The following is a 13,476-nucleotide window of genomic DNA, read 5'->3' on the forward strand; positions in this document are numbered from 1 at the left end:
CGGCCGCCGAGCTTGTGTCAGGAGGACATCGGTGAGATCGCAGCGAGTACTGGTCGCCTTGATGGCGGCCGCGTTGCTGGTGGCGGGCTGTAGCGGCCGCACCGGCAGCGGGGTCGAAGAGGCCGCGGCACCCGGCGGCAAGGCGGTGACGAGCGACTTCGGTGACCTGAACGGGGTCTGCCAGACCGGCAAATCGACGAGTGCGCCGACGCAGGGCGTCACCGCCGGGCAGATCGAAGTCGGCGTGTTCACCGATATGGGCTTCACCAAGAACCCCGAATTGGTCGACGCCGCCAAGGTCTTCACGTCCTGGTGCAACGACAACGGCGGAATCAACGGTCGCAAGCTGGCCTTCAATGTCCGTGACGCGAAACTGCTCGAGGTCCGCGCGCGCATGCTGGAAGCCTGCCGCGAGGACTTCGCGCTGGTCGGTGGCTCCGCCGCACTCGATGCCCTCGGCGTCAAGGATCGGCTCACGTGCACGCTGCCCGAGTTCCCGTCCCAGGTGAGCCAGGCCGAGAACACCGGTTCCGATCTCCAGGTGGGATCCGGTGCCTCCTCCGCGCGCCCCTACGACACCTACGCGGGCATGCATCAGTGGCTGTTCAAGGAGGCCTACCCGGCCTCGGCGGCCGCTGTCGGCATCATCGTGGCCGACTCGCCGGTGGTGAAGTCGATGGCCGACCGATACGGGGAGTCGCTGCCCGCCGAGGGCGCGACCCTGATCTACAACGACCTCTATCCGGCCGCGGGCGTCTCGGATTGGACGCCCTACGCGCAGTCCATCAAGGCCAAGGGCGTGAAGGGCCTGATCTTCCTCGGCGACTTCCGCAGCCTCGCCAAGCTCGAGGACGTGCTCACCAGCATGGACTACAAGCTGGACTGGGTCGACGTCACCAGCAACGCCTACACCCCCGCGTTCCTCGAGCTCGCCCGCACATCGCTGGGCGCGCAGAACAACTTCGCCGACCTGTCGGGGACCGTGCCGCTGGAATCGGCGGCCAGCGTCCCGGCGGTGCAGCGGGCCAAGGATCTGTTCGCCCAGTACGCGCCCGACGGGAAACTGACCTACAACGGGCTGCGCTCGCTGGTGCAGTGGCTGCTGTTCGCGAAGGCGGCCTCGAGCTGCGGCGACAACCTCACCCGCACCTGCGTGGTGGAGGCCGCCCGTAAGGAAACAGCGTGGACCGCCGGCGGTTTGCAGGCGCCCGCCGACATGTCGACCCACACCGTGCCGCCCAAGTGCTTCAACGTGATGAAGGCGACCTCGCAGGGCTGGACGAACGCGGACTTCAAGCCCGACACCGGTCCGTTCCGTTGCGACATGAAGCCCTACGTCTACACCAAGGAATACGGTCGCCCGCTGACGCTGGCCGACGTCAACAAGAGCATGAGCGACGTCAAATAATGGAGCAGTTCATCGCTTTCGGCATCGTCGGGCTCAGCACCGCCGCGATCTACGCCATCATCGGCAGCGGCCTGGTCCTGACCTTCACCACGACCGGTGTCTTCAATTTCGCGCACGGCGCGGCGGGCATGGTCTCGGCCTTCGTGTACTGGCAGTTCACCGTGGGCTGGGGCGTGCCGACGCCGATCGCGGTCGCCCTGGTGCTGCTGGTGTTCGCACCACTGTTCGGGTTGGCGTTCGCGCAGGCGCTGGCGCCCACCCAGGGCCTGGGTGACGCCGAGAAACTCGTCATGACGGTGGCGTTGCTCAGCGGCCTGATGCTCACCGCGCGCTGGATCTGGAATCCGGACGTGGCGCGCACTCTGCCGCGGTTCTTCGCCGACCAGCCACCGCTGCACCTGGGTTCGGTGACGATCACCTGGCATCAGGCATTGACCATGGTGGTGGCCGTCGCGGTGGCCATCGGCCTGCGAATCCTGCTGTACCGCACCAGAACCGGTGCCGAGATGCGCGCGACCGTCGACGATCGGGCGCTGGTCGGGCTCACCGGCGCCGACCCGCAGCGCGCCAATCGGGTGGCCTGGATGCTCGGCATCGAATTGGCGGCCATCGGCGGCATCCTGATTGCGCCGATGGTGGCCCTGGACGCGGCGCAACTGTCTCTGCTGATCATCAGCGCCTACAGTGCGGCGATCTTCGGACGGCTGCGCAGCCTGCCGATGACCTTTCTCGGTGCGATCGTCGTCGGCTGCCTGGAGAGTTATCTCACCGGGTATCTGCCACAGAACGAGTATCTGCCCGGACTGCGGCTGGCCGCGCCCGCGCTGCTGCTGCTCGTCGCGCTGCTGCTGTTCCCACACGGCCGGCTGCGCGGGCGCGATCGGCGGTTGAGCCCGGTGCCGTTGCCGAGCGTGCGTGGTTCGGCGGTGTTCGCGGTCGTCGTCGCGGTGGTCGGGCTCATGCTCGCCACCCTGCTCAGCGAAGCGGATCTGATCAGCTACGGCCTGATCTTCGCCCTCGGGGTGATCGCGTTGTCGTTCGTGCCCCTCGCCGGGTTCGCCGGCCAGATCTCGCTGTGCCAGTTGAGCATCGCCGGGATCGGCGCCGTCGCCTACGCGCATCTGGGCGCCGACGGGCAGTGGTGGGCGCTGCTCGCCGCCATGGCGATCGCGGGCGTCGTCGGCGCGCTGATCGCCCTACCGGCGCTGCGGTTGTCCGGAGTCTACCTCGCGCTCGGCACGGCCGCGTTCGCGGTGGTGCTCGACCGCTGGATCTTCACCCTGCCCTCGTTCGAGGTGTTCGGGGTGCGGATCGCCCTGTTCGACCAGGGCTCGGTGGATCTGGTCGGCCCCAGCCTGTTCGGCACCCAATTGACCAGCACCGCGCAGATCACCGTGTTCGCGGCGATCGTGCTCGGGCTGGCCGGATTCGCGGTGGCGATGCTGCGGCGCGGTCGGCTCGGCCGACGGTTGATCGCCCTGCGCGACAGCGAGGCCGCCTACGCGACCCTCGGCGGAAACCTGCTGGCGGCCAAGATGCTGGTGTTCTCGCTGTCGGCGGCGATCGCCGGACTCGGCGGGGCGCTCTACGGCATGCAGTTGCGGTCGGTGACCGCCGAGCAGTTCAGTTTCGTCGCGGGCCTGCCGATCTTCCTGATCGTGGTCATCGCCGGGCTGGGCGCGGTCGGCAGCGGATTGTTCACCGGCGCTGTCTATTCGGGCCCGCTCAACGCGATTCCCGTGTTGTTCCCGGCGCTGACCAATCTCGTCCATGTCCTGCCCGCCCTGGGCGGTATCGCCTTCAGCGGCGGGTTCCTCGGCCAGGGCGCCCTGGCGCAGATCCGTCGCGAATGGGCCGCGGCACTGCGCGATCGGGTCGTGATGGCGGTGCTGCTCGGTGGGCTGGCGTTGCTGTGGGTGTTGCGCCTGGGCGATGTCATCAACGGCTACGTGTTCACCGCGGGTGCGCTGATCGCGGCCATCGTGGTGCCGCGCTGGGCGAATCGGCGCCACCGTCCGCCCACACCAGCGCAGGTGCCCGTCGAATGGCTCGGCATCGATCAGGCGTGGACCACAGCAGACAAGGAGATGCTCGATCGTGGGATCGCTACTCGAAGTTGAGCAGGTCACGGTGACCTTCGGCGGTCACCGCGCCCTGGACAAGGCCGGGCTGAGCGCCGAGGCGGGCAAGGTGACCGGCCTGATCGGCCCGAACGGCGCGGGCAAGAGCACCCTGTTCGACGTGATCTGCGGATTGCGGCGACCGGTGACCGGCCGGGTCACGATGAACGGCCGCGACGTCACCCGGCTCGGGCCCGCCCGCCGGGCCGGGCACGGGATGGCGCGGACCTTTCAGCGGCTGGAACTGTTCGGCCGCTTGAGCGTTCGCGACAACCTGCTCGTCGCCGCGGAACTCGGGCGCCACCGGCGCGACGCCGCCGGGATCGTCGACGGGCTCCTCGACAGACTCGGACTGGACGAGGTCGCCGACACCGCCGCCGACGATCTGCCGACCGGCACCGGCCGACTGGTCGAGGTGGGCCGGGCGATGGCCGCCCGGCCCAGCGTGGTCCTGCTCGACGAGCCGGCGGCCGGCCTCGACCACACCGAAACCGAGCGGTTCGCCGCGCTGTTGCGGTCGCTGGCCGCCGACGGCGTCGCGGTGCTGCTCGTCGAGCACGACATGGGCCTGGTCATGAATGTCTGCGACCAGCTCTATGTGCTCGACCTCGGCACGATCATCAGTTCCGGGCCGCCCGAGGTGATCCGTCGTGACGCCGCCGTACTCGCCGCCTACCTGGGAGAAGGATGACCTCGTCACTGGAATTACACGGTGTCCGCGCGGCCTACGACGCGATCACGGTGCTGCACGGTGTCGACCTGCGGGTCGGCGCCGGCGAGGTGGTCGCACTGCTCGGTCCCAACGGGGCGGGTAAGACCACCACCCTGCGGGTCGCGGCCGGGGTGCGTGCGGTCACCGCGGGCCGACTGGTCCTCGGTGGCCGAGACGTCACCGGGGCCGACCCCCGCGATCTGGCGGCCGCCGGAGTCTGCCTGATCCCCGAGGGCCGTGGCGTGTTCCCCAACCTGTCGGTCCGCGACAACCTGCTCATGATGACGTTCACCGGCAAGACCCATGCCGAGATCGAGGAGGTGGCGTTCAGCCGATTCCCGATTCTGGCCCAACGCGCCGACCAGATCGCGGGCACGATGTCGGGCGGCGAACAGCAGATGCTCGCGCTCGCCCGGGGATTGGCCACCGACCCCGCCGTGCTGCTGCTCGACGAACTGTCCATGGGCTTGGCCCCGCTGGTGGTCGAGCGGCTCTACGAACAGGTCGGTGAGATCGCCCGCCAAGGCGTGGCGGTGCTGGTCGTCGAGCAGTTCGCCGCCGCCGTCCTCGACATCGCCGACCACGCGGCCGTGCTGGTGCGCGGCCGCATCGAACACCAGGGGCCCGCCGACGGCGAACTCCGCCGCGAACTGGCCAACCTCTACCTAGGAAGTCACTGATGACCGAAACACGTGCCGACCGCTTCGCTCGCGAACTGGCCGAATTGAAGATCCCCGATCCCGCCTCGGGCCGGGGGAGTCTGTGGTTGCGCCTCGGCGCGACCGCGATGGTGGCGGGCCCGGCGCTCGCCGTGGTGGCCTACTTCTTGGCGCACAACACCTCCGATCCGCTGGCCCAGCGCGACGCACTGGCGCTCGCGCTGGTCGGGGTGGCGCTCAGTGTCGTCGGCGCCGCGCTGTTCGTCCGCTACTCGCTCACCGGTGTGCTGCGATTCTGGATGGCACGCCAGTCCTACGATCTGAACCAGCTCGGTGATCGCCTGTCGGAGAACCGAATTCAATTGGACGACGCCGCGTCCGTGGCGTGATGAGCGCCTGATCGAGATCGGGATCGCCCCCACATGAGGGCGATCCCGATCGAGGTCACACAGCGTAATACCTTCACGCACAGCGTAATATGCTCACACACAGCGCAGTTCGGTCACACGCCACGCGGGATGTCGAGGAATTGCGCGTCGATCGCGGTGTCGAGCGCACCCATGGTCGCGCCGAGTTCGGCGGCCAGCGTCCGCACCGTGGCGACGTCCTTGCGCAGGAACTCACCGACCGCGGCATGGAACGCGGCCACCGAACCCTTCGCCGCCACACTGGCGGCGGCGCGACTGGCTCCGCTGGCCTGCTGGAGCGCCGACAGTAGGGTCGCCTCGTCGACGCCGAGTTCGGCGGCCAACTGCACGGCTTCGGTGATCAGGCCGAGCTGGGCCGCGAACAGCGCGTTGTTGACCAGCTTCACGCACTGGCCCGTACCGAGTGGACCCACCGCAAGCACCGGGTCCGCGTAACTCCGCAGGACCGGAAGAGCGCGGGCGACGGCGTCTTCGGCGCCACCGGCGAACACGGTGAGGGTGCCCGCATCGATATCGGGCGGCCCACCGCTGACCGGCGCGTCGACCACCCTGATATCGGAGGAATTGGCTTGCGCGGCAATGTCGTCGGCAGTTCGTGGGCTACCGGTGGTGTGCACGATGAGCGCCGACCCGCCGGGCATGCTCGCCAGCAGCGGAGTATCGAGGCAGACCTCGCGGACCTGGGCGTCGCTGAACACGCAGACCACGACGGCGTCCGCCCCGGTGCCGACCGCGGCCGTGAACGACACGGGCTCGGCACCCAACTCGGTGATCCGTCGGCGCGCGTCGCCGGACCGACCGAGCGCGCGCACTTCGTGCCCCGCCGCGACGAGACGGCGCACCATCGGAGCGCCCATCCGCCCCACCCCGATGAAGCCGATCCGCAAGGCCGTCACCGCGGATGGCCGATGAGGCTCAGTGTCTCGTCGGCCGCGGTCAGCGCGACACCGGTCTCGGCGTCGGCCCCGGTGGCGAGTTCAGCGAGCAGCCCGACGTCCTTGCGCAGGGTGTGCCCAGCGTGCTCACCGATTCGCGCCAGCGTGCCGGCCAGGATACGACCGAGGGCGAAGCTGTTCGCCGACCCGTTCGCGATCACCTCGCCGAGCTTGGCTTGGTCGACGCCGAGGTCGCGCCCGAGCGCCAGAGTGCTCGCCGCGGTCGCGAGGTTCGCGGTGAACAGCAGATTGTTGAGCAGCTTGGTGACCTGGCCCGCCCCGGTATCGCCCAGGTGCACCACCGGATCGGCGTAGGTGCCGAACACCGGCCTGCACTTGTCGACCGCCTCGACCGGGCCACCGGCCATGACGAGCAATCGCCCCTGGGCGACCGCGGGCGCACCGCCGCTGACCGCGGCGTCGATCAACGTAACGCCCTGTGCCGCAGCGGTTTCGGCGAGCTCGCGGCAGGTGTCGGGATGAACAGTGCTGTGCACGGCCACGATCGCGCCCGGCGCGAGTCCGCCGAGCACGCCGTCCTCGCCCGTCAGGACTTCACGGATGTCGGCGTCGTTGCCCACGCACAAACAGACCAGGTCGCTGGCCTGGGCGAGGGCGCGCGGGGTGGGCGCGATCTCGGCCGCGGTCTCGGCGAACTGCTCGAGCGTGGCGGGTCTGCGTGCCCACAGGGTGGTCCGATATCCGGCCGCCACGATTCGCTGCGCCATCGGCGCACCCTGACTACCCAACCCGATGAATCCGATGCGCATCAGCGCACCTCCTATTCGATATGCCACTCACGCAGTAGGTTCGGGCCGCGGGCGCCAGAACAGCGCGAGCAGTCCGGTGGTCGACACCACGCCGGCGCCGAGTGCGATGACGCCCCCGGCCCAGCCGGTGACAGTGATTCCGGCGGCGTGATCGATCGACAGGCGACCCGGTCCGGTGAAGGCCAGCGCCAGCGCGACCACCGCCAGGACGAGTACGTACTCGTACCCCTCCTTGAAGACGAAGAATCCGTTCGCGCGGTGCGCGAGCAGCCCGGCGACGAGCATGACCGCGATCACCGCCGCGCAGGCCAACGGTGTGGCGAGGCCGAGGATCAGCAGCACGCCCGCCCCGATCTCGGCGACCACACTCGCCCACGCCTGCAAGACACCGTTGCGCAGGCCGAGGCCGGCGAACCAGCGGGCCGTGCCCGCGATCCGCCCGCCACCGAGCCAGTGGTTGAGACCGTGCGCGATCATCGTGACGCCGACGACGAGCCGGATCAGAGTCGGCGCCACCTCGGTGACATCCATGGGTTCACCTCCTGAGCCACGACGGGGTGGCTCGGTCGAATCGGGTCAGTTGTCGCTGGTCAGCAGGAGGACACCGCTCGGCGTCAGCCCGCCGCTGCTTGTCACCGCGACCCGCGCGCCCTCGACCTGGCGCGGGCCCGCCTCGCCGCGCAGCTGGCTGACGGCCTCGTGCAACAGCCCCATACCGTGGGTGCGGCCGTGGGAGAGCTGGCCACCGTGGGTGTTGAGCGGGAGCAGCCCGTCGCGCGCGATGTTCTTGCCGCCGTCGAGGAAGTCCTTGGCCTCGCCGATCCCGCAGAAGCCGAGGGCCTCGATCCAGGACAGGCAGTTGAAGGTGAATCCGTCGTAGAGTTCGGCGACGTCGACATCGGTGGGGCGCAGCGAGGTACGCGACCACAGATGCGCGGCCTGGCCCAGGACCTGTGGTTCATGGGTCAGGGTGCTCTGGTCCCATTCGATCCGTTCGAGGATCTGGGTACCGACCGCGGCGACCCGCACCGGTGGCTTCGCCAGATCCGGGGTGGTGTCGATCGCCGAGACCAGCACGGCGACCGCGCCGTCGCAGGGGACATCGCAGTCGTAGAGCCCGAACGGGGTGGTGACCGGCCTGGCGTCGAGGTACTCCGGCATCGTCAGGGGTTCGCGATAGACCGCCGTCGGATTCAGCTCGGCGTTGGCGCGCTGGTTCAGCGCGATCCAGCCGAGCGTTTCCCTGGTGGTGCCGTAGCGATGGAAATGCCGTTGGGCGTTCTGCGCCAACGTATGCGCGGCCGAGGTGGCGCCGAAGGGCATCATCCAACTGGTGGTCCGGCCGCCCGTCGGCGTGATCTTGCCGGTGCGCAGGAGTTCGTTGTACGTCGCCTCCCAGACGGTGCGGAAGCACAGGACGTGCCTGGCCAACCCACCGGCGACGGCCAGCATCGCCGCGATCACCGACCCGCCGGGACCGAAGGTCTCGAAACCGCCGTTGTACCAGGTCGGCCGCAGACCCAGTGCGGCCTCGAGCGCGGTCACGCCGCCCTCGCCGAAACCGCCGACATTGCCGCCGCCGGGATAGGTCGACAAGCCGTCGATGTCGGCCATGGTGAGCCCGGCATCGGCGACCGCGCGCTCACAGGCCGCGATCGTCAGCGACAGCGGCGAAACCATCAGCCGCCGACCGATATCCGACATCCCGATCCCGGTGATGGCGACCTTGTCCTCGAACTTGTCCCGGCCGATCATCGGCCGCACGTGCTCGCCGAACCGGTGCGGTTCGATCTCGTCGGCGGGCAGCGGCGCGGGTTCGGGCTGTTCGGCGGTCGGCCGGAACAGCGGCAACCACACATCCGCGTCCTGTTCGAACACGACCTCCATCCGCATCCCCAGCACGAGGTCGGCCGGGTCACAGCCCACCACATTGGTGGTCAGGCGAACCCGGGGATCCTCCTCGACCGCGACCTGGGCCACGACATACGGCGCGGGTAGCCCCGGCACGCTGAACCGCTGGTTGACGGTGAAGCCGACCAGGGTGGCGAAGCCGGAGACCTCCCGGACTCCGAGGGTGTGCCCGTGGCAGTACCGGCACACCGGTTGCGGTGGATGGATCAAGGCCGCGCAAGAACCGCACTCCTGGATCCGCAGGCGCCCGTCGGCGCCCGCGGTCCAGAAGAACTCGTTCTCCGCGGTCACCTGGGGCAGGGGCCGCCCCGATGGCTCGGCCATCTCGTTCCTCACCGATGGCCGGGCCATCTTGTTGTTCACCGATGGCTCGGCCATCGCGTTGCTCACTAGGTACTGGCGTCACGCTGGGCTGTGACGGGTGCCGCGAGTTGCTGTTCGTCACAGATGGTCTGGAGTTTCGCCAGTGTCTCGTCGAGTCCGGCTCCGAGCCGCACGCCCGGAGTGAACGTCGCCGGGAGGTGCCGCATGCCCTGGATGACCCCGATGGTGTCGTAGTGCACCGCGGTCTCGGGATCACAGCGGTAGTCCGGCATCCGGTCCAGCACGGCGAGCAGCATGCGCTTGAACACGGTGCGTGCCACATTCGAGCCGATGCACCGGTGGATGCCGAGCCCGAAGCTGTAGTGCCGGTTGCGCCGTCGGTCCAGGATGACCTCGTTCGGGTCGTCGAAGACCGCCGGATCCCGATTGGCCATCGCCCACGACAGCCACACCCGATCGCCTTCCTTGAACTGGGTGCCGACGACCTCGCAATCTTCCGCGATCGTGCGCCCGTCACCCGGTGCGGGCGTGTAGTAGCGCAGGAACTCCTCGGTGGCGGAATCGAGGAGATCGTCGCGCTCGCGGCTCAGTGTCTCGCGCTGGTCCGGGTTCTCCGAGAGCCATTCCAGGGCGTGCGCGGTGAGCGCGGTCGTGGTGTCGAAGCCGCCGCCGATGAGCAGGCCGAGCATGCCCAGCATTTCCATATCGGGGAGCGGCTCGCCGTTCATCGTCGCGTTGTTGATCGCGTTGATCAGGCCGGGCCGGGGGTTCTCCCTGATCTCGAACAGATTCTGCAGCAGATCGATGCCCATCGTCCGATGCATTTCCGCGACCCGTGGATACTCCGGTGAATCCGGTGGTGTGTACACCGACGCGTGCGCGGGCTCGTTGTAGATCGTCCATTTGGCGAGCGGGATACCCAGCATGCCCAGAGTCAGCACCGCGGGCACGATATTGGCCAGTTCGTCGACGAAATCGATCCGCCCCGACTCGATCTTCTCGTCGATCGCGGCGCGCACGATCTCGTCGATGAACGGGATCCAGCGGGCCACGGCGGCGGGGGAGAGGTACGGATTCAGCGCCGCGCGCACCTCGCGATGCTCCGGCTCGTCCATTTCCAGAATGCCGCCCCGAACACCGCTCGCCCGTGGAGCTTTCGGGATGGAGATGCCCTTGTAGCCGCGCCGGACCCCGGCCGTGTCGTGGTCGTTGGAGATGTGCGGGCAGCGCGCGAGTTCGAAGACCTCGCGGTTGCCCGCCGCGACCCAGTGCCCGTCGTGGGTGTCGGTCCAGGCGATCGGGCACTGCTCATGCATGGATTCGGTGGTCGCGACGAATTGGTCCCGATATTCGGGGGTCATTCTGTCGAACGAGAAATTCGGTTTCTTGCGTGTGTCGTCGGTCGCCACGTCGTCGACGCTCATGGCGGTGTCCTCTCAGGAAATATCGATGGCGCGTTCCGGGCAGGAGTGGGCTGCTTCACGCACCTGCTCCTCCTCATCGGGCGCGACGGTCTCACTGACCGGCGACGAATGACCGTCGAAGTCGCTCAGCTCGAATGATCGGGGAGCGGTCATCGCGCACAGCGTGTGGCCTTGGCAGCGCGTTGAATCGACTCGAACCTTCACGGCGGGAATTCCTTTCAGGCGTGGTAGTCGTACCACTTCAGGTATCCGCCCGCGTCCACCCGCAATTGGCTGCCGGTGACGAAACGGGACTCGTCGGAGGCCAGGAACAGCACCGCGTCGCTGATGTCCTCGGGCTCGACATACGGAACCGGCATGGCCTGCATGGTGTGGAAGGCCGGCTCGGCGTCCGCGCGGGTCGGATTCTCGAGATCGGGCCGGAACGAGCGGTACATCGGCTCGCTCTGCAACATCGGGGTGTTGCAGTTGGTGGGGTGGATAACGTTGGCGCGGATCTTCTTCGGGGCGATGTGGGTGGCGAGTTCGTGCACCACCATCGACAGCGCCCGCTTGGCGACCATGTACGCGACGCCGCCGGGATCCTTGCCCGGCTGGTCCACCTTGGTGGTGTCCATCAGCGCGGCCAGCGACCCGGTGGCGATGATCGACGCGCCGGCCTGCAGATGCGGCAGTGCGGCGTGGATGGCGTTGAGCACGCCGACCAGGTTGGTGTCGAGCACATCGGTCCAGGCCTGCCACTGCGGCTCGCCCTTCATCCCGGCGATCCCGGCCTGGGCTACGACGATGTCGAGGCGGCCCAGTTCCTGTACTCCGTGCGCGACCGCGTCACGCATCTGCGCGGCATCGCGCACATCGGCCTGGACGGTGACGATGCGCCGCCCGGACTTCTCGACCAGTCGCGCCGTTTCGTCCAGATCCTCGGGACGCGACAGCGGGTACTGGATGGTGTCGATGTCCTGACAGATATCGACGGCGATGATGTCGGCGCCCTCGGCGGCCAGACGCACCGCATGACTGCGGCCCTGGCCGCGAGCGGCTCCGGTGATAAAGGCGACCTTGCCCTCGACACGTCCCACGGGATTTCCTTTCGGTGTGTGCCCACCGGAACGCGGTGAGCCCGTTGTCTGGATTGGTACGACTAGGTGTTACGGCCGCCGTTGACCCCGAGGATCTGCCCGGTGATGTACCCGGCGCTCTCGGAGATCAGGAACGCGCACGCCGCGGCGATGTCCTCGGGTTGGCCCACCCGCCGCACAGGGGTGCGCTGGATGTGGTCGTCGATCGTGCCGCCGAGCAGCTTGGCCGCCTCCGCCTTGCGCAGCATCGGGGTGTCGATGAAGCCGGGCGGGACGGCGTTGACGGTGATCCCGGCCGGACCGAGTTCGAGCGCCAGCGATTTCGTCAGCCCGTTCACCGCGGACTTGGCCGCGACGTAGTGCGCCATGAAGGGCTGACCCGAATGTGTGCTCGACGAGGAGATGTTCACGATGCGACCCCACCCGGCCTCGAGCATGTCGGGCAGCACCGCCTGAACGCAGTGGTAGACGCCGTTGAGGTTGACGTCGATCACCCGCTGCCACTGCGCGAAGTCGATTTTGGAGAAGCGCCCCGTACCGTCCAGGCCCGCGGCGTTCACCAGGATCGTCACGGGACCGAGCTGGGTGCGGATCGCGGCGAAGGCCGCGCCCACCTGCTCGGGATCGGAAACGTCGGCGGTGTGGGCGAATTCGGTATCGGTCGGGCGCAGATCGAGCGTCGCCACGTGATACCCGTCGGCCTGGAGCCGTTGTGCGACAGCGAGACCGATACCGGAGCCGCCGCCGGTGACCACCGCGGTTTTCACGCCCAGGCCTCCTCGCCCGCGAGGGTGGTCCGGTGCAGTTCGCGTTCGGAGGACGCCTGATAGGGCAGCGCCCGATGCAGGATGCCGGTGTTGTCCCAGATCACCAGGTCGCCGACGGTCCAGTCGTGGGTGTAGCCGAAGCGTTCCTGCGTCGACCAGGCGAGCAGCTCGTCGAGCAGCGCCCGGCTCTCCGCGGGATCCATGCCGACGATGTGATCGGCGGTGGCGCCGATCACCAGGGATTTGCGGCCGTCCGCGCGCTCCCAGACCAGGGCCGTCTCGTGGCTCGGCTGGGTACGCCAGTCCGCGACCTGTTCGGGGGTCGGGTCCGGATGCACCAGCCGCTGGGACGCCTCGAAGCTGTGCACCACGCGCAGACCTTCGTAGCGCTTGCGGTCGGCTTCGGGGAGGTTCTCGTAGGCGGCGTAGGTGCTGGCGAACTGGGTGCCGCCACCCTCCATGGCGACGTGGCGGGCCGTGAGCACGGTGGCCTTGGCCGGCACCTCGTTGGTGGTGTCGTCGATATGCCAGAAGAACGTGCCCTCGAGGTACTTGGCTGCCCGGTTCTTCGCGGGATCGAGGGTGATCGTGAAGATCTCCCGGCCGCCGGGTGCCAACACCGTGCCCAGCTCGCGGCAGAACGCGAGTTGAGCTTCGTCATCGAGGTGCAGACCGCGCACGACCAGCACACCGCGCCATTTCAGTGCTTCGAGGCACCGGCTGACCACCGTGTCGTCGTGCAGATCGGCGACGCCGGTGACTTCCACCCCGATCGCGGGACGCAGCGCTGTAGTGTGGATCACAAGAATCTCCCTTCCAGTTGCGAGAACCGTACTCTCGCTGAGGTTTCCTCCGCAAGGGCTGATGTCCGCTTTTCGGCAAACGGGCCGGCGGTGATCGCGGTGTCGGTCGCGGCATTCGGCTGATGCGAGCCCTTGA

13 protein-coding genes and 1 pseudogene are annotated in these 13,476 nt (G+C 68.4%); 5 read left to right on the forward strand and 9 right to left on the reverse strand.

The window, feature by feature from the left end; translation table 11 throughout:
• The first annotated feature begins 61 nt into the window (after nucleotides 1–61).
• Genes ACWDXS_RS04230 through ACWDXS_RS04250 form a run of 5 tightly spaced genes read left to right on the forward strand, consistent with a single transcriptional unit; the run spans nucleotide 62 to nucleotide 5,288 of the window.
• Nucleotides 62–1,408: an ABC transporter substrate-binding protein gene (locus ACWDXS_RS04230; protein WP_449963407.1), complete on the forward strand. Its 1,347-nt coding sequence runs from the start codon at nucleotides 62–64 to the stop codon at nucleotides 1,406–1,408.
• Nucleotides 1,408–3,528 carry a branched-chain amino acid ABC transporter permease gene (locus ACWDXS_RS04235; protein ID WP_449961876.1) on the forward strand — a complete coding sequence of 707 codons (2,121 nt, stop codon included), beginning with the start codon at nucleotides 1,408–1,410 and terminating at the stop codon, nucleotides 3,526–3,528. The genes ACWDXS_RS04230 and ACWDXS_RS04235 overlap by 1 nt, the downstream gene beginning before the upstream one ends.
• Nucleotides 3,506–4,219: an ABC transporter ATP-binding protein gene (locus ACWDXS_RS04240; RefSeq protein ID WP_449961879.1), complete on the forward strand. Its 714-nt coding sequence runs from the start codon at nucleotides 3,506–3,508 to the stop codon at nucleotides 4,217–4,219. The genes ACWDXS_RS04235 and ACWDXS_RS04240 overlap by 23 nt, the downstream gene beginning before the upstream one ends.
• Nucleotides 4,216–4,920 carry an ABC transporter ATP-binding protein gene (locus ACWDXS_RS04245; RefSeq protein ID WP_379314769.1) on the forward strand — a complete coding sequence of 235 codons (705 nt, stop codon included), beginning with the start codon at nucleotides 4,216–4,218 and terminating at the stop codon, nucleotides 4,918–4,920. Before ACWDXS_RS04240 ends, ACWDXS_RS04245 begins: the two co-directional genes overlap by 4 nt.
• Nucleotides 4,920–5,288, forward strand: coding sequence for a hypothetical protein (locus tag ACWDXS_RS04250; protein ID WP_379297474.1), 369 nt, complete (start codon nucleotides 4,920–4,922; stop codon nucleotides 5,286–5,288). The genes ACWDXS_RS04245 and ACWDXS_RS04250 overlap by 1 nt, the downstream gene beginning before the upstream one ends.
• 113 nt (nucleotides 5,289–5,401) lie before the next feature.
• On the opposite strand, the pseudogene ACWDXS_RS04255 reads toward ACWDXS_RS04250, so the two are convergent.
• From ACWDXS_RS04255 to ACWDXS_RS04295, 9 genes and pseudogenes are all read right to left on the reverse strand, one after another.
• Nucleotides 5,402–6,229: pseudogene (locus ACWDXS_RS04255) on the reverse strand (NAD(P)-dependent oxidoreductase); the annotation flags it as partial.
• A complete protein-coding gene (locus ACWDXS_RS04260) occupies nucleotides 6,220–7,032 on the reverse strand; it encodes an NAD(P)-dependent oxidoreductase (protein ID WP_449961883.1) in 813 nt (270 codons plus the stop codon). The pseudogene ACWDXS_RS04255 and the gene ACWDXS_RS04260, both read right to left, overlap by 10 nt.
• 27 nt (nucleotides 7,033–7,059) lie before the next feature.
• A complete protein-coding gene (locus tag ACWDXS_RS04265; RefSeq protein ID WP_449961886.1) occupies nucleotides 7,060–7,563 on the reverse strand; it encodes a DoxX family protein in 504 nt (167 codons plus the stop codon).
• Nucleotides 7,564–7,608: 45 nt separating this feature from the next.
• On the reverse strand, nucleotides 7,609–9,267 hold the full coding sequence (locus ACWDXS_RS04270) for a thiolase C-terminal domain-containing protein (RefSeq protein WP_449961889.1): 1,659 nt from the start codon (nucleotides 9,265–9,267) through the stop codon (nucleotides 7,609–7,611).
• A 65-nt stretch (nucleotides 9,268–9,332) separates the two neighbouring features.
• The gene (locus ACWDXS_RS04275; protein ID WP_449961892.1) at nucleotides 9,333–10,691 is read right to left on the reverse strand and encodes a cytochrome P450; all 1,359 of its coding nucleotides are present in this window, start codon (nucleotides 10,689–10,691) and stop codon (nucleotides 9,333–9,335) included.
• A 12-nt stretch (nucleotides 10,692–10,703) separates the two neighbouring features.
• Nucleotides 10,704–10,895, reverse strand: coding sequence for a ferredoxin (locus tag ACWDXS_RS04280; RefSeq protein WP_067444937.1), 192 nt, complete (start codon nucleotides 10,893–10,895; stop codon nucleotides 10,704–10,706).
• A 14-nt stretch (nucleotides 10,896–10,909) separates the two neighbouring features.
• Nucleotides 10,910–11,770: a mycofactocin-coupled SDR family oxidoreductase gene (locus tag ACWDXS_RS04285; RefSeq protein ID WP_378990201.1), complete on the reverse strand. Its 861-nt coding sequence runs from the start codon at nucleotides 11,768–11,770 to the stop codon at nucleotides 10,910–10,912.
• A gap of 62 nt (nucleotides 11,771–11,832) precedes the next feature.
• Nucleotides 11,833–12,537, reverse strand: a complete 705-nt coding sequence (locus tag ACWDXS_RS04290) for an SDR family NAD(P)-dependent oxidoreductase (RefSeq protein WP_387444708.1) — start codon at nucleotides 12,535–12,537, stop codon at nucleotides 11,833–11,835.
• The gene (locus ACWDXS_RS04295) at nucleotides 12,534–13,340 is read right to left on the reverse strand and encodes a TauD/TfdA dioxygenase family protein (RefSeq protein ID WP_379314866.1); all 807 of its coding nucleotides are present in this window, start codon (nucleotides 13,338–13,340) and stop codon (nucleotides 12,534–12,536) included. Before ACWDXS_RS04295 ends, ACWDXS_RS04290 begins: the two co-directional genes overlap by 4 nt.
• Between the last annotated feature and the right edge of the window lie 136 nt (nucleotides 13,341–13,476).

This window comes from Nocardia sp. NPDC003183 (genome assembly GCF_053590715.1).